This window comes from Chroococcidiopsis sp. [FACHB-1243], from assembly GCF_014696895.1.
Taxonomy (GTDB): Bacteria; Cyanobacteriota; Cyanobacteriia; order Cyanobacteriales; family Chroococcidiopsidaceae; genus Chroococcidiopsis.
In genome coordinates, this window is the sequence record NZ_JACJQX010000028.1 from 80,458 (window position 1) to 101,846 (window position 21,389).

The window sequence follows — 21,389 nt, forward strand, 5'->3', positions numbered from 1 at the left end:
GTTACTAGTCCGCGCAGGCGGACTTAGTTTGTGTAGCCGCGAATTCTATTCGCCTAATACTTGGCTTAAGTCTATTTTTCGTATGCATGAACGATTTGATATAGATGGAATTCGTTGCGAGCAATTCCCGCCCAATAAGGCTCATCTGGATTAAATCCAGGCTGCTTCAAAATAGCTTCAAATGCTTCTTGGCTCTCCCATTGCCCATAGTTGAAAACTCTCGTACCATCTAGACTACGATGAAAAGTAGCCGAAATCAAACCTGGTGAATTATTCATAGCGCGATCGAGTTCAGATGATGCGCGTTTCACCATTTCTTGCTGATTAGCAGAAATCATTCTAAACTCTGCTAAATGAGTGATGCGATCGCCTGCAACAATCGAAACTTCTTGAGATAGCGACCGGCTAGCGAACACTTCGAGTAAATGGGAATCGGGAGGAAAAAATTCAGTAAAAATAGTTGGGCGTGATAAATTGCGATAATCGAATTTAGGCATCCACTGGCTATAGGTAAAGACACGAACGCTATCTAAACTTTTATGAACGCTAGCAGATTTTAAGAAATTGCTAGATAACCAAGATTCAATCTGTTGTTGTACAATTGCTTCTACCAAACCATCTTGATGCCTTGGGGCGACGCTGTAAAGATCTAACCCGACAGTAACGGCATTGGTGCTATCTATTTGAATCATCTTAGATTTTCTACATTAATGCTACACTAACTTGCCAGTTATAGTAAAGTTTTTTTATCGTCTTGTCTCACGCATTCTTGCTAAAGTTGTAACAATCTTGCTGGATTTATAGCAATTTTTTATAAGCTTGGGGAGTTATCCCTGTATATTTGCGAAACATCTTTGTAAAGTGACTTTGGCTTTGAAATCCCACCTTCTCTGCAACAAGAACAATCGAGTTGTGTTCTTCTAGCAATTGTTTTGCTTTCTCAATTCGTTTGCTAATTACGTACTGGTGGGGTGTAATTCCTATAGATTGTTTAAATAAACGAGCAAAGTGATAGGGACTTATTTGAATGACAGCAGCTATCTCTACTAAGGTCAGATTTTGCTCCAAGTTGTCGTGAATGTAATCAATCACCTGTTTGATTTTTAATTTAGATAAACCACCAGCGCAATTGCGAACTTTATATTTCCGTACTGAGTAATGTTTTAAAAGATGCACTGCTAATGCATTTGCCATTGATTCTGCATAGAGGCGATCGCTCAATCCCTCTAATTCTAATTCCGATCTGAGTGCTAAACCAATTTATTGAATGAGTGGATCGTGAAGTTTGAACTGTGGGATAATTTCAATATTTGCTGATTCATAAAAAGCAGATATGAAAAGCTTACTGTCAAGACGAAGTAACAGGAAGTCAGCATCACGATCCCAAGCTAATTTGCGATACAGATAAGGCGGCGTAATCATGATGTCACCTTGTATCAGACGTTCGCTAATACATTGTCCCTCTGCTGTTCGCTCTAGTTGAATTGGGTGTCCAAGATGAATGCTAATTAGATGCTGAGGAAGACAGCATTCAGAGAATCCTTTTGCAGGTTGATAATGATGTTCGACACGAATAAGGTCTAACCCAGTTACTTGGCTAGATAGAATGGGCGAATGCGGTACAATCTCTAGAAAACGTTTACTCTTGGTTGTGTTTTCTCGGCTCATTTTCCCTTTGCCATTCTCTTAATTTCTCACTTCATTCGCCTCATCCTTTTGGATAAAACAATCGCACCTACTCAGGCAAATTTGGCATATGAACTAACTCCAATTTTAGCCCATCAGGATCGGCAAAGAAAACGGCGTAGTAACCAGGTGAGTATTGATATTCTGCGGGAGGATCGAGGACTGTCGCGCCCATTTCTTGAACTAATTTGTATAAGTTATCTACTTGCTCCCGACAATCGGCATTAAACGCCAGATGGTGGAATCCAGGAGAGTAGCGATCGTGAAATTTGTTAGGCGAATCTGGATTAGCAACAGTAATTTCAATTGCTCCAGCATCCTGCAACCACCACATAATATAGATATCGTTTTTTTCTACCTGCTGGTAGCCCATAAAGCCTAGAATCGCATCGTAAAAAGGTTCGGATTGTTCTAAACTTTTGACTGTGAGGCAGAGGTGGTTCATCGTTCCTAGAGTCATACAAGCCTCTCGCATGTACTAGAACAAATGTATTATATTACGATCGCCCCAGCACTTTGATGTACTTAACCATTTCTTCCTGATATCCCAAGCGATCGCGCCTCTCCTACCACAGCAACAGGATAAAGATAATGCTAGAGTGAGCGAATGGCGTTTTTCCCCGCTTGCTACACCATGACGAGCATCTCTGCGGCACAAACCCGAACCGAACAACATCGCCAGCAATTCCCCGCCCTGGCAAATAAATCTTATTTTAACTATGGGGGGCAGGGACCAATGCCCCAAACAGCCATAGACGCAATTATTGCTGCCCACGAATACATTCAACTTAACGGTCCCTTCTCCTCTCAAGTTAACGTTTGGATTACTCAAGAAACCGAGAAAACCAGACAGGCAATTGCCACTGAACTAAACGCCCCACCCGAAACAATTACCCTCACCGAAGACGTAACCGTAGGCTGTAACATTGCCCTGTGGGGAATTGACTGGCAAGCAAAAGACCATATCTTACTCTCAGACTGCGAACACCCAGGAGTCATCGCCACTACCCAAGAAATTGCTCGACGATTCGGCGTAGAAGTTTCCACCTGTCCCCTCATGGCGACGCTGAACCAAGGAGATCCAGCCGCAGTCATCGCCCAACACCTCACACCCCGCACCCGCCTAGTTGTCATCAGTCACATCCTCTGGAATACGGGTCAAGTCTTGCCAGTTGACAAAATAGTAGAAGTATGCAGACAACATCAAGGCGATCGCCCCGTACAAATTCTAGTCGATGCAGCGCAATCTGTCGGCTTGTTACCCTTAAATTTGACTCAACTAGGGGCAGATTTCTACGCCTTCACGGGTCATAAATGGATGTGCGGACCCGCCGGAGTTGGTGGTTTATACGTCCGTCCAGAAGCACTTCTTGGCACGGATAACTGCCCTCCCTTACAGCCTACCTTCATCGGCTGGCGGAGTATAGTTATGGATAGTACGGGACAGCCCCAAGCATGGCAACCAGACGGCAGAAGGTATGAAGTCGCCACATCAGCCTTTCCACAGTATGCCGGATTGAAAGCCGCGATCGCCACCCACCAGCAATGGGGAACCGCCGAGTCACGCTATCAACAAATTTGCCAACTCAGCCAATATCTCTGGCAACGTCTGAACGAATTATCAGATATTATTTGCCTGCGTCACGCCCCACCCCAAGCCGGACTTGTCTCATTTCAACTCAAAGATCGAGCTTCCCTTCATGCAAAACTCGTCCAATTTCTCGAATCACAACGCCTGATGACACGCACCCTCGTCGATCCAAGCTGCGTCAGGGCTTGCGTCCATTACTATACCCTCCCCTCCGAGATCGATCGCCTCATTGAAGGGATTGAGAGATTTTGCCAGCAAAGCTAAAATGTCGCGCAAAGACAAGGACACTTGCGTGCGGGGGTATCCCCCGTTGAGCAAAGTGTCCGCGCGAAGACGCTAAGCACCCTTTGCGCCTCTGCGTCTTTGCGTGACAATAAACATCTATAACTTCGTATGGAAAAATCTAGACCCACAATATACATAGCCATTACCAACCACGGATTCGGACATGCGACCCGCACCGCCTCTCTTGCAGCGAAGATCCAGCAGTTGTGTCCCGATATTTTACTCATCATGGTGACAACAGCACCCCATTGGTTACTGGAATCTTACATAGAAGGAGACTTTATTTATCGTCCCCGCGCCTTCGATTTAGGTGTAATCCAGTCGGATAGCTTAACGATGGACAAAGTTGCCACGTTAGAAAAGCTACAGCAAATCCGTAAACAAGAACGCTCGATAATTGCCTCAGAAGTTAACTTTATCCGTCAAAATCGCGTCAATCTGATCCTTGCCGATATCCCTCCTTTGGCAGTAGCGATAGCCCATACCGCAGGTATTCCCTGTTATATGAGTAGTAACTTTGGATGGGACTTCATTTATCGCGACTGGGGAGGTGAATTTGTGGAATTTGCCGATTGGATGGGCAAGCATTACGCACAATGCGATCGCCTATTTCGGTTGCCTTTCCACGAACCCATGAGTGCTTTTCCCAAGATTACCGATGTCGGTTTAACTGGTGGTTCGCCCCGCCATGCGATCGACACGCTACGATCTAATTGGGGTGTCAGTACCCCAATCGAGAAGACTATTTTACTCACTTTTGGCGGTTTAGGTCTACAACAAATTCCGTTTAAAAACCTTCAACTTTTCCCCGATTGGCAGTTCCTTACTTTTGATGTTACAGCTCCAAACTTACCAAATTTAATCAAAATTACTGACCAAAAGTTACGTCCAGTTGATTTTATGCCCCTCTGTGGCAGAGTTATTTCTAAACCAGGTTACGGTACTTTTGCTGAAGCAGTTGGCGTGGGAATTCCTATAGTTACCCTGACTCGTGAAGACTTTGCCGAAGCTAAATTTTTAGTTGATGGAATTGCGAATTACTCTTACCATCAAATTCTCAACACAGAAGAATTTTTTCAAAGTCACTGGGAATTTCTCCACCAACCGCCTCAACCGCCTCAACAAGCTCAATCTATAGCAAAAGACGGCAACGAAGCGATCGCCCAAGCCGTGCTTGAAGTCGTAAGTCGTAAGTCGTAAGTCGGAATTAACTGATAATTGATAACTGATAACTGACCATGCATCAACATATTCTCAGACTTTCTACCGCTGGTAAATCTTTTATTAACATCACTGCTAAAGTTGAAGCAATTGTTGCTCAATCCGGTGTAGAAACTGGACTTTGCAATTTATTTTTACGCCATACTTCTGCAAGTTTAGTAATCCAAGAAAATGCCGATCCTGATGTACTGCAAGATTTAGCAAACTTCATGGCAAAACTCGTACCAGAATCAGCGAATTACATCCACAATGCTGAAGGTGCAGATGATATGCCCGCCCACATTCGTACAGCCCTAACTCACACTTCCGAACAAATTCCCATTTCTAGAGGACAATTATTATTAGGAACCTGGCAGGGAATTTACATTTGGGAACACCGTCAGCGCAGTCATATTAGAGAACTCGTCGTTCATATTTCTGAATAAGGGAGCAGGGAGCAGGGAGCAGGGACGAGCTGGGAGCAGGGGAGCTTCAGGGGCAGAGGGACAGGTGAGCAGGTGGGCAGGTGACAGGTGAGCTTCAGGCAACCACCAATTACCCATTACCCATTACCAACTACCAACTACCATCCAAAATGAAAATCTCAGATTTAATAAATTGGTTTGAAAATTGGGCTAATCCTGCTTGGCAAGAAAGTTGGGATAATTCTGGTTGGCAGATTGAACCAGGAGTATTAGAGCAACCTGCAAGGGTACTGGTATGCTTGACACCAACTCTAGCAGTGATGCAAGAGGCGATCGCATTACAAAAATCGGGTATCCCAGTTAATCTCATTTTTGCCCATCATCCCCTGATTTTCAGTCCACTGAAATCTTTGTGTCGTGGAAATGCGATCGCGGACATGACGCGCCTAGCTTTTCGTCACCATATCGGCGTTTATACAGCTCATACTAACTTTGACCAAGTAGCAGACGGTACTGCTGACGTACTAGCGCAATTATTACAACTCAAGCAAGTCACGCCAATCGTACCGACACAGCCAGAACTAGGCTACGGTCGCGTGGGAGAGATTAACCCTTCCCGAACTTTGCAAGAATTGTTACAACAAATTCAAACAGCACTGAACCCTCCCGATCTGATTTTCTCCCCAACAGTAGATTTACAAAAACCAATCGAGCGAGTGGCTGTTTTAGGTGGGTCTGGTGCTAGTTTTATTTCAGATGTGGTAAAAACTGGGGCGCAGGCTTATTTAACTTCCGATTGCAAGTTTCATCAATTTCAAGAAAGTCGCGATCGCGGTTTAATTCTGATTGATGCCGGACACTACGCTACCGAACGTCCAGCTTGCGACCGATTGGTGACAAAGCTTCAAACTGCTGAAGTGGAATGGGCGCAACTAAGTCAGCAAGACGAAGATTTTCGGCTTTTTTACAAAGGCTAGCAGCCACTAAGCAGAAACGCCTCCGCGATCTTACGTAAGTCACAGCCAGAATTGTTATACATTTTTACATCTATTTAAAAAATTTGTAGTCTATTTTACATTTTTTCCTCAATCGAGCCAGTAACCTAAAAAGTATAAAACAATACGTTTATCAAGACAGTAAGAGTTTAAGCAACTTCCGCAAACAATTCTTACTAATTTTCGTCAGCAGCATCTTACATACATACACTGTTTCTACTAACTTTGCCGCTTTAAGTTTAAGTACTTATAGCAATATTTGATTTTTTTAAATCAGTTTACCGCATTGATTGTCAACAAATTGCTACACAATATCAAAATAATTTGTCATGACTAATTTGCGGAAGTTTGGTAGGAGCTGTTGTAGTATTCCGGCAGACTCAACCGGATAAATTCACTAGTTGCATAAATGCGATCGCTTGCATAGACAAGCGAAGAATTTTGCTGTGGCATAGCAGTAGCTATTGCAAAACTAAACTATCAATTTAAATATTCGAGTAGGGGTGAGCTATATGTCAGTAGTCTTCAATCTCGATGCTAAGAAAAACGCTCGAATTTTATTACTATCTTTGCGAAAGATAAAGTTTCATGTTGCTCGCTGTTATTTATACGAACTAGAAGATTTGATTTGTGAATTTGACTCAGCCGATATACTTACACCAGTTTTTAATCCCGACTTGTTCAAAGTGACTAATAGAATTGCTAATACTATGGCTCAAGCTATTGGTAGTAGCAAGCTAATTAATCCATTATTCAAGCAATTTAATCTGGATAAAGAGTACGAACTATTTTTTGTCATCTGCCAGTCTCCTCTAGACATTCTTACAATAAATTCAATTAAGAATTGGCGAAGCAAATGTCTTAAGGTAGTAGTTTGGCTCGATGAAATTTGGGCAAAAGATATTGAGAAATGGAAAGTCCAGCTGAGTTTCTTGCAAGAAGTTGACTATATTTTCATGAATTTTAGCCAAAGTATCGAGGGAGTCTCTGAAATAATTCAGCGCCCTTGTAAATACATTCCATTTGGGATTGATGCAATTAAGTTCTGTCCTTATCCGCTTAATAGAGAGCGTAGTGTCGATCTTTATAGTGTTGGTCGCCGCTCGCAAGTCACGCATCAAGCTTTATTGGATTTGTCTGAAAGAGTTAATTTTTTTTATATCTATGAAACTATCAAAGATCTATACACAGCCGATCGTATATCTCATCGAAGTTTATATAAAAATATTTTAAAAAAGAGTCGTTATTTTATTGCTAATCGAGCAAAGATTGACGATGCAAATGCAACTGGCGATCGACAAGAAGTAGGCGCACGCTTTTTTGAAGGTGCAGCAGCAGGAACAGTCATGCTAGGAGTTCCCCCTGAATGCGAATCCTTTACTCGAAATTTTGACTGGGAGGATGCAGTCATTAAAGTTTCTTACGATGCTCCTAATATAGCTGAAATTCTTGCCGCGCTTGACTCCCAGCCCGATCGCTTGCAAAAAATACGTACTGATAATGTCATCAACTCACTCTTAAAACACGATTGGGTTTACCGTTGGGAAACAATTTTAGCTACAGTCGGACTCAATAGTACGCCAGCAATGATGGCTCGGAAAGCTCATCTACAGAATTTAGTTGAGAGAATATTGACCCGAAAAAATAGCGAGGAGAGATCGTCTCATTACTCAGACCGGATTCACAAGTAAGAAAGAACGCAGATTCCAGTTGCTTGAATCAGCGATCGGTGACTAGTGGCTGATGACAAGAATTGAGTTTAACCACTAGTCACCAGCCACTCACCAATGATAAATGACAAATGACAAATGCAAATGACCAGTCAAATGGCGCAAAAGAGCGAGGAAGATTTATAGAAAACCCTGATTTTTCTCTATTCAAGCTGATGAGATGCTAAAGAATGAGTTAAAATTGATTAAAATAGATTGAGCTGATAAAGTTGAGTTTTCTCGAACTGACGCTTAGAGAGATGCCACTCAAGCCGAGGAGGCAGAGGGAAAGGCATAATTTGTTTAAGTAAACGTCTAGCGTAAAGGTGGTACAAAAGTTTCCAAGTTGCTCAATGCATATAGCGCGGTCGATAGCCACTAATATCGGTCGGAGTGCGAGGATAAGCGAAACGCTGCTAATGACAGATGAAGTTTCTAATAAGCTTCTTTGTGTCCGCTAGACTCAGTAGTAGTTTCAATCAATAGCTGGCGGTCGAAATATAATATGAAACTGAAATACAAGCAAAAATTGGAACACAAACATATAATTGCCAAATTGGAGTAAAGTTAAGTAGCTCAAACTGGGTATTATGTAGTAGGGTTTAGCCCAACAGTCCACAGGTATAACGACGTTGAGAAAGGTAGAAGCAATAAATGCTACACCGCAAGATTTATCAACTGTGTTGCGATGGGCGTGAAGTATGTATCTTCTTGCGGGATCAGCAACGCTGGATCGAGAAAGCCCGCATCATCGATATCGAAGGCGATTTAGTCACTCTCAGATATGAAACTGAAGAAGAGGACGAAATCTGTTCTTGGGAGGAGATGGTTCGCCTAGAAAGCATTGGTGCAGTGACTCAGAAGCTAGCTTCTGTACCGCGAGGCAATGCTGAACCCTTAGTTTCTGACGACTGCCCCGAAGCAGAGCGCATTCGCAATCGCTTTACTGATTCTAATCCTGAATAAGTTCTAATAAGTAAAGGCGTTATCTTAAACGCCTTTACTTGTTTTATTCGTCTTGGCGTTCGTAGGCAGGGCAGTAGCCATCCGGTGTAACCTTGAAGCCAAATAAGGGCGACTCTGGATTCCAACAGCGCTGTCCGCGCTGGAACTTGCAGGTAGCGCAGCAGCTCAAATCCGTCCAGGCTAAGCGATCGCCATTTTGATTCATCAACTCGCGGGGCGACAAGCCCCGCAAAACTAGGTCTTCACCTTGCCAGCGAGCTTCCACTAAGCCTGTATCGGCAAAATTGCGCCAGCGAGGATCGGCAGTAATGGCATCAGGCAAGGTAATAGTTACGACAGTGCCTAATTCGTTAAGTTCTCCTTCATAATTCGTTTCTGGAGCAGCTGGTTGAACGAAAACATCGCCGATGGGTAAATCGACAAGCGTGCCAACGGCTGGAGAATGTAAATGGTAGCGGTTGCGTAATTCTTCCAGACTAGCTAGGTCTGCTAGATAAGTTGGCGCGCCATGAACGAAAATAACGTGCTTCGGTCGCAGGTTGTGAATGAGCTGAGTCGTGCCAGGACCATCGCTATGCTGTGCTAGCAAGTAGGTTTCTACCTCTACTAGGGGTGAGGAGGAGCCAGTGCGCTGAGCGGGTTTCCCGACTTGAAGCACCTGGCGTTGAGGAGTCAGGAGTGAGGGTTGAAACTCGTTAGGATGACCAGGATTTTCAGGTAGAAGAACTAACCAGGGTCCCGTGTTGGGTTGGCAGTATTGACTTAAATCGGTAACATTATCCGCGATCGCAATACAGGGCGATTGACCGACAATTCCTCGCTGTTCGAGTGGTAGGCGGCGGACTCGCGGGCGTACCTTTTCATCCCAAAATAAAGATTGATGTTTGGCAAAGTTTTGTACTGCTGTGGGGAAATGTGGTAGTAATTCTAAATAGGCATCGCAGCCCTGAGCCACACTGCCATCAACCCAAATATCGAGGTTGCGCCCGGTAAAGTTGTGATGGCTGCGCAACAGCATGAGAATTTCCTGCCCTAGACCTAGAGTCGATGTAGGCAAAAGGACAGAATACGAACTGGCGATCGCCCGATTAATTCTTTCAGCCAGTTGATTTTCTTGATTGCGACGGTGCGGATGACGTGCCGTGCCGTAGGTTCCTTCGATAATTAATACATCTGGTTCTAAACCGCGTAACTCTTCTAAAGGTAAACCTTCCACCAGGCGAGAGTTAGATAAGAAAAAGTCCCCCGTGTAAAACACTGTATAAGTGCGCCGTCCAGTCGTGTAGGTAAGGAGAATGGCTGCTGCCCCTGGTAAGTGTCCGGCAGGGTATAATTCAGCCGTCAATCCATCCTGAAATTCCACAGGCGATCGCCAAGGTAGCGCTTGACAAAATTGCGCTATCTTTCCATCCTCATCTAACCAATTCAGCGGTAGCAGACGAGTTGTTGCTTCGCTGGCATAAATTGGCAGTTGCGGAAAGGCACGATGCAGGGATAGTAAACCTTTAGCATGATCGGGATGAGCATGACTGCATAGAACTAGGTCTACTGGCAAGTTGGTAGCGACAAGTAAACCATGAGATTTAGGCTGTTCTAGTCCCGATTGTAAAACAGAAATGTCCGTCAATCCGCAATCGAGCAGAATGCGGTACGGTCCCATCTTGACCATCAAACAGACACCTTCATCCCCATGCTTCACACCATAGGGAAAGCATTCTAGTTCTGAATTTGCTTCCCCTACAGGCATAGAGGATGTTGACATGCGATCGCTCATCTTCCCCTCCACTCGAACCTAATGCCGCTGTTGGAGCGCAGCGATAAATATGAAACGATGAATTGTAGGATAATTAGGTCATGAATGAAGCGAGCAGCGAATAGAAGCGACAGGTTAGGGAAAGATCGGGGGGCAATTCAATTCATAATGCGCAATTAGACCCCACGCACTCACAACTAACAACTCTTCACTAATAACTGGTCACTGGTCACTGGTCACTGTTAATGGGCGGAGCCGTTACCGTGGTAGTTGTCTGAATCGTAAAATCCGTTTTTCGTGCCAAAAAATAGGCAACAAACAGTAAATACAACCGTTAATCCTACTAAGACAAGTTTGATATCCATTTCTTGATTATTCCTCTCTTTAATTTCGACAAGCACAACGATTTGAAGTCGAGAGACTTCTACCCTGGGGATATTAGCAGAGCGCGATCGGGCGATCGCTAACAGCCTTCATCCGTTCAATTGTAAATAAATAATTGCTGGTAAATTGACTCTCTTCCATCAGATTTTAGAACCTTCTACCCTAACCCGTCCATCTACTGAAGTTGCACCAGCATTACTTGGCTGCACTTTAGTTAGGCAATTGCCGTCTGGACAAATTCTCAGGGGAGCGATCGTCGAAACAGAAGCTTATGCCCCTAGAGACCCAGCTTTTCATGCCTATCGGCGTGTCACCCCGCGCAATCAAGTTGTATTTGGCATGGCAGGGAGAGCATACGTGTATCAAATCTATGGCATGTACCACTGCCTGAATATCGTCACGGACTGCGAAGGAATTCCTAGTGCCGTACTCATTCGCGCTTTACAACTGGAGTGCTTGCCTAGTGGCTGGGAAATCGGCAGTAAAGAAAACTTGCACCGTCTAGCGGCTGGACCAGGTAAACTATGTCGTGTTTTGCAGATCGATCGCGGCTTAAACGGAACTATATTACAACCAGAACAACCGCTATGGCTCGAACAACGTCAGCAAGAAATTGCGATCGTCCAGACAACGCGGATCGGACTATCTCGAGGTGTAGATCTACCTTGGCGGTGGTACGTGCAGGGTTGTCCGGCTGTGTCTAAAGTTTAACTATGATATGTAGCATTTGTGACAATTATCGCGATCGCATTTGAGCAAAAACCCAAAAAGCTTGTATAATCCTCATCTAAACATCAAATCTCTATATAAAAGGGGATTGACAAATTTATGGCACGTAGTAACGGCGGCGGTTTTTGGGCAGATTTTCGCAAATTTATCATGCGCGGCAACGTCATTGACTTGGCAGTTGCAGTTGTTATCGGTGGCGCATTTGGCAAGATCGTTACCTCTTTCGTAGAAGATATTATTACGCCCGTAATTCTCAATCCGGCATTGCAGGCTGCTAACGTTCAAGATTTACAAAATTTATCGGTCAACGGCATCAAATACGGTGTATTTCTAGCAGCTGTTCTCAACTTTGTAGTCATTGCCTTTTGCCTTTTCTTAATCATCCGTGCCTTTGAAAAAGCCCAGCGCCGATTTTTCCGCAGTCCAGAAGCTGCTGAAGCTGCACCACCCGATCCTGCTGTTATTGCCCAAGAGAGATTGACAGGAGCATTAGATCGCCTGACGACCACAATTGAGACTCGGAACCTGGGTTAATTCCGAGTTGAGCAAGATAAACATAGGTGCGATCGCGCCCCTATCTCATAAGTTCCAAAGCTTGTAAAATTGCAGTATTGCTTGGCTTTTAGCCAACCAGAAATGCCTGTTGGCTTTTAGTCAACACAAAACGTCAGTTGGCTTTTAGCCAACCAGAAATGTTTATAAGAAAACAAATTGTTTTAACTCTTACTCATGACCGTTGCTGCAAATACTGCTACGGGACTAGGTTCCCGCTTGGTAAACACCGTGCTGGCAATTCAGCCTCTAGCTAACTTAGCTAAGCATCAAGCACGGCAAATGATGGTGAAACGAGCAGAGAAAATCGGCGTACCCTGGACAAAAACAGTCCGAGAATTACGCTCTCAAGAATGGGAAAGCCACTGGCAACAGGTATACAATCCTCAATTGCAGTATCCCGAGTATTATTGCTGCTCTTTCCACGCTTACGAACAAGGCAATCTCAGTTGGGATGCAGCTTTTGAGGTAGAAGTCGCTGCGCGTGCCGTTCATGCAGGAATTTGGTCTGATGCAGGCGCGGCTGGCGATGCTAAACTTCGTCAGAGCTATCATGAAATCGTCACAAGCCAACTTCCTCACAGCCCACAAGCAATTCTTGATGTAGGCTGTAGCGTGGGTATGAGTACATTTGCTCTAAAAGCACTCTATCCTCAAGCAAAAATTACTGGTTTAGATTTATCACCCTATTTTCTTGCTGTTGCTCATCAGCGATCGCAGCAGCAAAACCAGAGCGAAATCGAATGGGTACATGCTGCCGCAGAAGCAACAGGACTACCAGAGGCAAATTACGATCTCGTTTCGATTTTTCTTGTCTGTCACGAATTGCCTCAGTCAGCCACACGGCAGATATTGCAGGAGATGCAGCGGTTATTGCGTCCGGGCGGATATTTGGCAATTATGGACATGAATCCCCAGTCAGAAATCTATGCCCAGATGCCACCCTACATCTTGACACTACTCAAAAGTACAGAGCCATATCTAGACGAATATTTCACTTTGGATATGACTCAAGCAATCGTAGCAGCAGGTTTCCATCCACCTACTATCACCTGCAACAGCCCCCGCCACCGAACGATTCTGGCTCAGGTGAAGGATTAGTGGTGCGTGGTGCGTGGTGCGCGGGCAGAGTGGAATGTATTTAATTCCGAATTCCGAATTCCGAATTCCGAATTCATTTGGGCAGTTATTCCGCCACTATTGCTGCTGATTTATTACTATCGTCGGGCAACTGCACCACCTCCCCTGTTTCTATTACTACTGTGCTTCGGTTGGGGCGCAATTTTTGGCGGTATTGCTCTGGGTCTAGAGTGGATATTCGAGCATATCATCAACCAGTGGGAAGGTTGGCAAAGATTTACTCGTACTCTAGCTGGTGTAGCTGTACGCCAGTTGGTGTTCGTTGCCCCAATTGAAGAAGGATGTAAGTTAGCTGGAGTCGTTGCATTTCGCTGCTTAGTAGGGCGTAGAGGTAACGGGCGATCGCCTGCTCTCTCTATCTTTATAGAGACGATCGCGATCGCTCTAGGGTTCACTGCTCAAGAAAGCTGGGTTTATTTATCCAATGGTGTAGCAACTGTATTCGAGCGCGCGATCGGTACTCCCATTCATGCTATGTTCTCAGCAGCTTTTGGCTATGCCCTAGCAAGAGAGCAGGGACGAGCTGGGACGAGCTGGGAGCAGAGAAGCAGAGAAGCAGAGGGGCAGGGGAGCAACGACCAACTACCAATTACCAATTACCACCACACCACGCACTACTTCCTAATAAACGCTATTATCTGCCACGCCCTAGTTAATATATTTTCTAGTGCTTGGCGCTACAATCCACCAATAAATCTTTTGAGCTACTTACTATTTCCATTTTTGCTCTGGCTCTTTTGGCGCATGGAAAGCTGGTGGCGACAGGTGCAGCATCAGCCATCAATTATCCTTATTTCTGGCATGACAGCTATGCATCGCCACTGGCAAAGAGGTTTGGTTGCGTTTGCCCTAATGCTCGGTGGTAATGCAATTTTTGGCTTTTTTCTGCTTGTCAGAACTCTTAGCCCTTTACATCCCGTTCAGCTACTCGAACCAGATATTTTCTGGTTTATCGCGAGTCGCTCGGCACTCGATTCGATTCCTGGAGCGATCGCCTGGGGAATTTATCGCTACTTGAGGTTTGCTGCTAGCCGTCGCAATTTGTCATGATACTCTTTAGAAAAATCATTTATAAAACTTCGCAATCATTTAACATAATTAACAAGACGTATAATTTTTGTTTCAGCAAAGTATTATGATGCAGGGCGGAGAGACAGAAACCCAGGTAAAGAGAGCAGCTATGGCTAACATCAAATTTGTGCAAGAAAATCGGGAGGCGATCGCCGCTAATGGGGCAAACCTCCGCATCAAAGCTCTAGAAAATGGTATCGATCTCTATACGACTTGGGGCAAAATGATGAACTGCGGCGGCTATGGTCAATGCGGTACTTGTATCGTAGAGATTGTTGAAGGTGTAGAAAATCTCTCACCCCGCACTCCAGTTGAAAACAAAAAACTGAAGAAAAAGCCAGCTAACTATCGTCTTGCTTGTCAAACTTTAGTCAACGGACCAGTTAGCGTTGTCACTAAGCCGAAATGAGGGAGCGATCGAGCAGAGGAGCAGGGGAGCAGAGGGAGAGAATAACACTAGCCACCAGTCACTAGCCACGCACCACTGATAACTGATAACTGACAACTGGTCGCTGACTCGCCCCTCCCTCTGTGTCACGCATTGATGATATCCTGAAAGAGTCAAACCCCCGTATAAAAGAGGCTTTCTGGCGATGCAAGTAAACGATTTAGGCTTTGTAGCAAGCATCTTATTCGTGCTAGTTCCATCTGTATTTTTAATCATTCTTTACATCCAAACCGCTAGCCGCGAAGGAAAAAAAGATTAATCATCACTGTTTTGTCAATTGCTTTGAATCAAAAACAAAACCTCTGTAGTTCTTTCTACAGAGGTTTTTAGTTATTAGTTCACGGGGTGTAGGATTGAATTTTGACTTGTCTTGCTTTGCGACTTTCTCTTCTTGCTCTTCAACCAACCGTCCGCGCTAACAGCACGGGACATGTAGCATTGACACGAACGTAATCTGATAGCGATGAGCCGATTAAGCGATCGATGTCAACAAAACTTTTAGCCACGGAAGGACGGCGATCGGGTGAACCCAGCATTAGTAAGTCTACAGACATATCTTCAGCTAAGCGGCAAATTTCTTCGCCTGGCTTGCCCATACTAGTAACGCAGCGGGTTTGCACTCCTTGCTTTTTCGCTTCAGCGATCGCCCCAGCCAAAACTGGATCTTTTTCTGCTGCTGCTAGAGCAACTTCTCCTTGTTTTCCGCTCAAATTTTTATTCACATATGCTAAGACTAGCTGACTGCCTTTAATATCCCTCAGCAAAAATAGTGCTAACTGCAAGCATTGTTTTGCCGCATCGGAACTGTCATAAGCTACCATGATGCGGTTGATTTTTTTTACGTAAATGTCATCCTTCACCAGCAACATAGGACGCGAGGATAACTGAAATACGTATTGACTGACAGAGTTAGATAAAATTGCTTGCAACCGCTTGAGTCCTCGCGAACCCATAATAATTAAGTCAGCATCAACCTCATCTGCTACTTGACACACTACGTCTTTGGGTTCTCCCTGTCGCAGCATAGTAATAGTTCGGCTGGGATCTAACCCTAAATACTCCACAGCATTTGCGATAATTTTGTCACCTTCCTCTAGCTTGGTTGTCATTCCAGCAGAAGTTGCTTGGGAAGGAACTACATGTAAAACAGTAACTTTTGCCTGTCCGATCGATGGAATCTCTTTCAAATTCTTGAGCATTTCTTCTGCGTGTCCCAGTCCTGAGACAGCAAGCAAAATTTTTTCAATCATTGATTTAACCCGATAGTGAATGCGTCTAGTTTTTATGCTTGGTTAGTGGATGAGTGGGTTAGAATTTGCTTTTTTTCAGTTAGCTCAAGCAGCTTAGCAAGCCATCATCTCTCATTATTATTCTTAAGCATAATGGTCATGCTGCTGCAATAAGTTTGACAATTTGTTATCTTCTTTAAAGATAGATAAACTATTATTTAAGTTGGCTTATATATTACATAGAAAAAAGTATTTTAAAATTTGTTAAGATCGAGGGTGAGAAAATCTCAAAATCCGATCGCTTCAACTGTTATTTCTTCCGGAGCAGCAGGAGCGTGAAGATCGCTTCAACTTTGTGCTTAGACTGAACAATAATGACAATACTTTCACGTAGTTCGTACAACAATCATCGCCCTGGCTAGGCTTAGTTCAAAGCAATTGGAAAGTAAACTTTTGAGTGACACTATTCAAACTGTCACTCAGCCAGAGTGTAGAGCTGTGTAGCAAATTTTGCTGAAGCTTGAATTGAGATTGGAGTGAGATAATATTTTTTTGATTTTATTAATCTTTTTTTAGATTGAGTATTGCACTATTCGAGAACGGAGTTAAACTAAATATGAAGTATCTTAATCTACAGATACTAGTAAACTAGCTGTACTGCGATCGCAAGACGAAGGTAACAGTTGAGTATATAGATTGATTAAAGGTGTGAGGGAAAAAAGGAATATGTCTAGGTTATTGTGGAAAACCGTTATTCTCAGCCCAGCGTGGCTGACTGCCGCACTCGCAGTTTCAACGTCGGCAATCGCTGCTACACCAAGCAGCGCTCCAGCAGTTTCAGAACTTAATGCTGCTATTGAAGCCAAAGAGACAAGTATTGTCAATAGTGGCGTTACAAAACCACAGGGAACGCTAATCGCACAACAAGTGCCTGCTGCCCCTGAAACTGACAATACAATTTCCGAAATCAACCGTTATGGTAATGAAGGTCGAGGCGATCGCAACAACATCGCGCAGGTAACCTCAGTCTCTCAGCTATCAGACGTACAGCCTACAGACTGGGCATTCCAAGCCTTGCAATCTTTGGTAGAACGCTATGGCGTAATTGCAGGTTATCCCGATGGCACGTTTCGAGGTAACCGTGCCATGACTCGTTATGAGTTTGCCGCAGGTTTGAACGCTGCTCTCGATCGCGTTAACGAATTAATTGCAGCTGGCACAGCCGATCAAGTTCGCAAGGAAGACTTAGCTACCCTGCAAAGATTGCAAGAAGAATTCTCTGCGGAACTAGCAACTCTACGCGGACGGGTAGACAGCCTAGAAGCTAACGTTGCAGAACTCGAAGCGAATCAGTTCTCGACTACCACTAAACTCGTGGGTGAAGTGGTCGCTGCTGTCAGCGATGCTTTTGGCGGAGACACCGACGCTAATACAGTGTTCCAAGATCGGGTGCGATTGGATTTCCAAACCAGTTTCACCGGTAGCGATATCCTCCACACTCGTTTATCAGCTGGTAATGCGACTCGCTTAGATGTGGGTGAAGATACTTACCAAAACACTCTCACTTTCAACCCAGCCGACAATGGTAATGATGTTGTGGTAGACTGGGCAGCCTACGACTTTAAACTCCCAATTGGCGAAAACTCCAGAGCTTATCTAGCCGCAGCGGGAGGCGTTCACGCCGACTACGCTCCTACCAACAACCCCTTCTTTGAAGACTTTGATGGCGGTCGTGGGGCAATATCTACCTTCGCTTCCGAAAACCCGATCTATCGGATTGGTGGTGGGGCAGGTTTGGGTATTAACATCGCTCCTTTTGGTGAAGCTAGTGGTTTTAAACCTAGTATCACAGCTGGCTATTTTGCTAGAAATGCTCAAGATCCAGGTCAAGGGGCTGGCTTGTTTAACGGTGATTATGCCGCACTAGGACAGTTGAACTTCAACTTTGGCGATCGCATTGCCCTTGCAGCAACTTATGTTAATGCATACAACACCGGAGCTTCTCTCGGCAACCTCAATCCAGATGACGATGAAAACTCCGATATCTTTAATTACGCCGGTAGTACTGGTGTTGTTGGGACGCTAGAGGCAAACAATCCATCTAGGCTTTTGGGTGCGGCTGTAGGTGCTGATACTGTGCCAATCTCTTCTAATTCCTACGGTCTTTCTGGTTCTTTCAGATTAAGCGACACCATCTCGATCAGCGGCTTCGGATCTTACACCAATGCTACTCTTATTGGTCGTGGTAATGGTGATATCTGGTCATTTGGTGGCGGTGTAGCTTTCTCTGACCTGGGTAAAGAAGGTAACTTGTTAGGTATTTTTGCTGGCGTGCAACCAACATTAACATCTCTAGATGCTCCTGGTGTCAGAGATTTCAGTAATGAATATGGACTCCACGTTGAAGGCTTCTACCGCTACCAACTTACCGATAATATTTCCGTCACTCCTGGTGTGATTTGGCTCAACCGAGTTGGTCAAACTGGCAGCGATGAAGATGCAATCATCGGTACGCTTCGCACGACATTCAACTTCTAAGTTTTGGTGACCGACTAATTTGAGTGACTCTTAGTTCTAGAATCAGTCGTTTTCTCAATCATCATACCCCGCGATCGCAGCGGGGTTTTTTGTTGGTCATTCGTCATCTGTCTTTTGTCATTTGATGAACCCCTTGACAAATAACAAGTGACAAATCACAAATCTATCAAACCCCAGTGGAGAACCGGGGTATAATAGAGAAGTTAAGACTAAAAATTAAAATATCCTTCAACTTCTTGGAACTAGCTTGTGGAACTGTCGTGTAAATCAGAATATGCTCTGCTTGCCCTCTCAGAGCTAGCAGCTCGCTACCAAAGTGGTGAACCCTTGCAAATTCGGCAAATAGCAGCTCAACAAAACATTCCAGACCGCTACTTAGAGCAACTACTAGCAACCTTAAGACGCGGTGGTATAGTCAAAAGCCAACGGGGAGCCAAGGGAGGTTATATCCTAGCGCGAGAACCTTGGAAAATTACTTTGCTAGAGGTTTTGGTCTGCCTAGAAGGTATAGAAGCAAGAGCTACTGAAGAAGAAAGTAAGCCTAGAACGTTAGAAACTGCTGTCGTGTATGAGATTTGGCATGAAGCTCGACAAGCGGCAAATATGGTCTTGCAGCAGCATACCTTACAAAATCTTTGCGAACAGATAGCTGCCAGACGACAACTCGATATTATGTACTATATCTGATTGCCAGTGAGTAATGAGTAGTGAGTAGTGGAATTACTATTGCTGCTCGCGAATGATAAATGACAACTGACGAAGGATAAACTATGCGTATTGCCCAAAATATTACAGAACTCATCGGTCGTACTCCTCTAGTACAGTTGAATCGTATTCCGCAAGCTGAAGGCTGTGTTGCCCAAATCGTTGTAAAACTGGAAAGCATGAACCCTGCCGCTTCGGTTAAAGACCGAATTGGCATCAGCATGATTAATGCTGCCGAACAGGAGGGATTGATTACCCCTGGCAAAACGATTTTAGTCGAACCAACTTCTGGTAACACGGGTATTGCTCTGGCAATGGCAGCAGCAGCAAAAGGATATCAGTTAATTTTGACGATGCCGGAAACTATGAGTGCCGAACGTCGAGCTATGCTGCGGGCTTATGGAGCAGAGTTAGAACTAACGGCAGGTATCGAAGGGATGAGTGGTGCAATTCGGCGGGCACAAGAAATTGTGGAATCAACGCCGAATGCTTACATGTTGCAGCAATTCCGCAACCCTGCTAACCCCAAAATTCACAAGGAGACAACGGCTGAAGAAATTTGGCAAGATACAGATGGTCAGGTGGATATTTTAGTTGCTGGTGTTGGCACTGGTGGAACAATTACTGGAGTATCGGAAGTTATTAAAGCCAGAAAACCCAAGTTTGAAGCGATCGCAGTCGAACCAGCTAACAGTCCCGTACTATCGGGAGGTCGTCCAGGACCCCACAAAATTCAAGGAATTGGAGCTGGATTCGTACCGCAAGTCCTGAAAGTAGACTTGATTGATGAAATCATTACTGTAACCGATGAGGAATCTATTGCCTACGGTAGGCGTTTGGCAAAGGAAGAAGGGTTGCTATCGGGGATTTCTTCTGGATCGGCTCTGGCTGCGGCAGTTCGGGTAGCTCAGCGTCCAGAAAATAAAGACAAGCTAATTGTGATGATTCAGCCCAGCTTTGGCGAACGCTACTTGAGTACGCCATTGTTTCAAGATCTTGAGCCGAGACTACCCGCTACGGTTAGTTAACGCTAAAGTGATTGAATGGTTCACTCAAATCACTACGAAACCCTACAAATTCAACCTAATGCCACCCAAGCGGAGATCAAATCTGCCTATCGCCACTTGGTGAAGCAATTTCATCCCGACACAAATCCTAAGACAGGCGATCGCGATCGGATTATTCAGATTAACGCTGCTTATGAAGTGTTGAGCGACGTTCAAAGTCGTCGGCAGTACGATCGCCAATTAGGAGCAGGTGCGCCAAAGCGATCGCCTTATTCAACTACCACACAACCGCGATCGTCCCAACGCCCAAATACTCGCTCTTCCTACCAAAATCGTCCCAGTGGTAGAGATGCTGACGAGCAAATAGAAATATGGATGCAACAAGTTTATCAACCTGTCAATCGATCGCTATGTCGAATCCTAAACTCTTTAGAACAACAAATCGAAGAATTATCTGCCGATCCGTTTGATGACGAACTTTTGGACAAGTTTCAGGCTTACATAGTCAATTGTAAGGACTGGCTGAAACAAGCTCAAAAGACATTTCGTTCAATACCAAATCCCCCCAGCATGGGCAAAGCAGCAGCGCATCTTTATTACTGTATTAATCAAGTAGCGGATGGATTAGATGAATTAGCCTACTTTCCGCTTAACTACGATGAACGTTATTTGCACGTCGGGCAAGAAATGTTTCGGATTGCCCACGGATTGCACTGCGAGGCACAAAAATTAGTAGAGGCGATTGCTTAAGAAGTCAAGTCATATTGAAGTTTTCCTCAAGTTGACACATGATAGATAGACTTAAGAACTTGACAAAAAAGATTAAAAAAATAAAGCCCCCTTTATCTATACGAAAAGAGGGCTTTGTATAATATAAAAATGAACCTGGCGCGGAGCTATTGTGCCGTGGGGCGACCCCCAGAGTATCGTCGCCGCAGTCGCGTTTCACACCTGAGTTCGGGATGGAGTCAGAGTG

The 21,389-nt window shown here is 44.6% G+C and carries 23 protein-coding genes; 16 read left to right on the top strand and 7 right to left on the bottom strand.

What is annotated here, in order from left to right:
• Nucleotides 1-71 precede the first annotated feature (71 nt).
• The 4 genes from H6G17_RS20695 to H6G17_RS20705 all read right to left on the bottom strand — a co-directional run bounded on the left by H6G17_RS20695 (nucleotide 72) and on the right by H6G17_RS20705 (nucleotide 2,146).
• Nucleotides 72-692, bottom strand: a complete 621-nt coding sequence (locus H6G17_RS20695; RefSeq protein ID WP_192160389.1) for an antibiotic biosynthesis monooxygenase — start codon at nucleotides 690-692, stop codon at nucleotides 72-74.
• A 106-nt stretch (nucleotides 693-798) separates the two neighbouring features.
• Entirely contained in the window at nucleotides 799-1,194 is a 396-nt protein-coding gene (locus H6G17_RS32775; protein ID WP_199316882.1) for an AraC family transcriptional regulator, read from the bottom strand.
• Nucleotides 1,195-1,260: 66 nt separating this feature from the next.
• Nucleotides 1,261-1,668, bottom strand: coding sequence for a hypothetical protein (locus H6G17_RS32780; protein ID WP_199316883.1), 408 nt, complete (start codon nucleotides 1,666-1,668; stop codon nucleotides 1,261-1,263).
• Between the two features lie 67 nt (nucleotides 1,669-1,735).
• Nucleotides 1,736-2,146: a VOC family protein gene (locus H6G17_RS20705; protein WP_192160391.1), complete on the bottom strand. Its 411-nt coding sequence runs from the start codon at nucleotides 2,144-2,146 to the stop codon at nucleotides 1,736-1,738.
• A 174-nt stretch (nucleotides 2,147-2,320) separates the two neighbouring features.
• On the opposite strand from H6G17_RS20705, the gene H6G17_RS20710 reads away from it, so the two are divergent.
• From H6G17_RS20710 to H6G17_RS20735, 6 genes are all read left to right on the top strand, one after another.
• Nucleotides 2,321-3,541 carry an aminotransferase class V-fold PLP-dependent enzyme gene (locus H6G17_RS20710; protein ID WP_192160393.1) on the top strand — a complete coding sequence of 407 codons (1,221 nt, stop codon included), beginning with the start codon at nucleotides 2,321-2,323 and terminating at the stop codon, nucleotides 3,539-3,541.
• 129 nt (nucleotides 3,542-3,670) lie between these two features.
• The gene (locus tag H6G17_RS20715) at nucleotides 3,671-4,762 is read left to right on the top strand and encodes a glycosyl transferase (protein ID WP_192160395.1); all 1,092 of its coding nucleotides are present in this window, start codon (nucleotides 3,671-3,673) and stop codon (nucleotides 4,760-4,762) included.
• A 32-nt stretch (nucleotides 4,763-4,794) separates the two neighbouring features.
• Complete coding sequence (locus H6G17_RS20720; protein ID WP_192160431.1) at nucleotides 4,795-5,208, top strand: secondary thiamine-phosphate synthase enzyme YjbQ; 414 nt, start codon at nucleotides 4,795-4,797, stop codon at nucleotides 5,206-5,208.
• 149 nt (nucleotides 5,209-5,357) lie between these two features.
• Nucleotides 5,358-6,164, top strand: a complete 807-nt coding sequence (locus H6G17_RS20725) for a Nif3-like dinuclear metal center hexameric protein (RefSeq protein WP_192160437.1) — start codon at nucleotides 5,358-5,360, stop codon at nucleotides 6,162-6,164.
• A 530-nt stretch (nucleotides 6,165-6,694) separates the two neighbouring features.
• Nucleotides 6,695-7,873, top strand: coding sequence for a glycosyltransferase (locus H6G17_RS20730; RefSeq protein WP_192160397.1), 1,179 nt, complete (start codon nucleotides 6,695-6,697; stop codon nucleotides 7,871-7,873).
• A 672-nt stretch (nucleotides 7,874-8,545) separates the two neighbouring features.
• Complete coding sequence (locus H6G17_RS20735; protein ID WP_015157477.1) at nucleotides 8,546-8,857, top strand: DUF6679 family protein; 312 nt, start codon at nucleotides 8,546-8,548, stop codon at nucleotides 8,855-8,857.
• 43 nt (nucleotides 8,858-8,900) lie between these two features.
• Here H6G17_RS20735 and H6G17_RS20740 read toward each other — a convergent pair whose 3' ends face one another.
• Together H6G17_RS20740 and H6G17_RS34215 are read right to left on the bottom strand one after the other, a co-directional pair.
• Entirely contained in the window at nucleotides 8,901-10,631 is a 1,731-nt protein-coding gene (locus H6G17_RS20740) for an MBL fold metallo-hydrolase (protein ID WP_192160399.1), read from the bottom strand.
• 221 nt (nucleotides 10,632-10,852) lie between these two features.
• Entirely contained in the window at nucleotides 10,853-10,975 is a 123-nt protein-coding gene (locus H6G17_RS34215; protein ID WP_015157479.1) for a hypothetical protein, read from the bottom strand.
• Nucleotides 10,976-11,120: 145 nt separating this feature from the next.
• Here H6G17_RS34215 and H6G17_RS20745 point away from each other — a divergent pair, with 145 nt between their 5' ends.
• From H6G17_RS20745 to psbM, 6 genes are all read left to right on the top strand, one after another.
• Nucleotides 11,121-11,705 (top strand): DNA-3-methyladenine glycosylase, encoded by a 585-nt coding sequence (locus H6G17_RS20745; protein WP_192160401.1) that lies wholly within the window; start codon nucleotides 11,121-11,123, stop codon nucleotides 11,703-11,705.
• 117 nt (nucleotides 11,706-11,822) lie between these two features.
• Nucleotides 11,823-12,257 (top strand): large conductance mechanosensitive channel protein MscL, encoded by a 435-nt coding sequence (gene mscL, locus H6G17_RS20750; RefSeq protein ID WP_106544316.1) that lies wholly within the window; start codon nucleotides 11,823-11,825, stop codon nucleotides 12,255-12,257.
• A 195-nt stretch (nucleotides 12,258-12,452) separates the two neighbouring features.
• The gene (locus tag H6G17_RS20755; protein WP_192160403.1) at nucleotides 12,453-13,376 is read left to right on the top strand and encodes a class I SAM-dependent methyltransferase; all 924 of its coding nucleotides are present in this window, start codon (nucleotides 12,453-12,455) and stop codon (nucleotides 13,374-13,376) included.
• A gap of 6 nt (nucleotides 13,377-13,382) precedes the next feature.
• On the top strand, nucleotides 13,383-14,465 hold the full coding sequence (locus tag H6G17_RS20760; protein WP_192160405.1) for a PrsW family glutamic-type intramembrane protease: 1,083 nt from the start codon (nucleotides 13,383-13,385) through the stop codon (nucleotides 14,463-14,465).
• Between the two features lie 130 nt (nucleotides 14,466-14,595).
• Nucleotides 14,596-14,895 (top strand): 2Fe-2S iron-sulfur cluster-binding protein, encoded by a 300-nt coding sequence (locus H6G17_RS20765; protein ID WP_192160407.1) that lies wholly within the window; start codon nucleotides 14,596-14,598, stop codon nucleotides 14,893-14,895.
• Nucleotides 14,896-15,079: 184 nt separating this feature from the next.
• Nucleotides 15,080-15,193 carry a photosystem II reaction center protein PsbM gene (psbM, locus tag H6G17_RS20770; RefSeq protein WP_015157485.1) on the top strand — a complete coding sequence of 38 codons (114 nt, stop codon included), beginning with the start codon at nucleotides 15,080-15,082 and terminating at the stop codon, nucleotides 15,191-15,193.
• 139 nt (nucleotides 15,194-15,332) lie between these two features.
• On the opposite strand, the gene H6G17_RS20775 is transcribed toward psbM, so the two are convergent.
• Nucleotides 15,333-16,184 (bottom strand): universal stress protein, encoded by an 852-nt coding sequence (locus H6G17_RS20775; protein ID WP_192160409.1) that lies wholly within the window; start codon nucleotides 16,182-16,184, stop codon nucleotides 15,333-15,335.
• A gap of 705 nt (nucleotides 16,185-16,889) precedes the next feature.
• On the opposite strand from H6G17_RS20775, the gene H6G17_RS20780 reads away from it, so the two are divergent.
• The 4 genes from H6G17_RS20780 to H6G17_RS20795 all read left to right on the top strand — a co-directional run bounded on the left by H6G17_RS20780 (nucleotide 16,890) and on the right by H6G17_RS20795 (nucleotide 21,163).
• Nucleotides 16,890-18,701: an iron uptake porin gene (locus H6G17_RS20780; protein WP_015157487.1), complete on the top strand. Its 1,812-nt coding sequence runs from the start codon at nucleotides 16,890-16,892 to the stop codon at nucleotides 18,699-18,701.
• Nucleotides 18,702-18,950: 249 nt separating this feature from the next.
• Nucleotides 18,951-19,388, top strand: a complete 438-nt coding sequence (locus tag H6G17_RS20785) for an Rrf2 family transcriptional regulator (protein ID WP_192160411.1) — start codon at nucleotides 18,951-18,953, stop codon at nucleotides 19,386-19,388.
• 83 nt (nucleotides 19,389-19,471) lie between these two features.
• The gene (gene cysK, locus H6G17_RS20790) at nucleotides 19,472-20,434 is read left to right on the top strand and encodes a cysteine synthase A (RefSeq protein ID WP_192160413.1); all 963 of its coding nucleotides are present in this window, start codon (nucleotides 19,472-19,474) and stop codon (nucleotides 20,432-20,434) included.
• Between the two features lie 15 nt (nucleotides 20,435-20,449).
• A complete protein-coding gene (locus tag H6G17_RS20795; RefSeq protein WP_192160415.1) occupies nucleotides 20,450-21,163 on the top strand; it encodes a J domain-containing protein in 714 nt (237 codons plus the stop codon).
• Nucleotides 21,164-21,389: the final 226 nt, after the last annotated feature.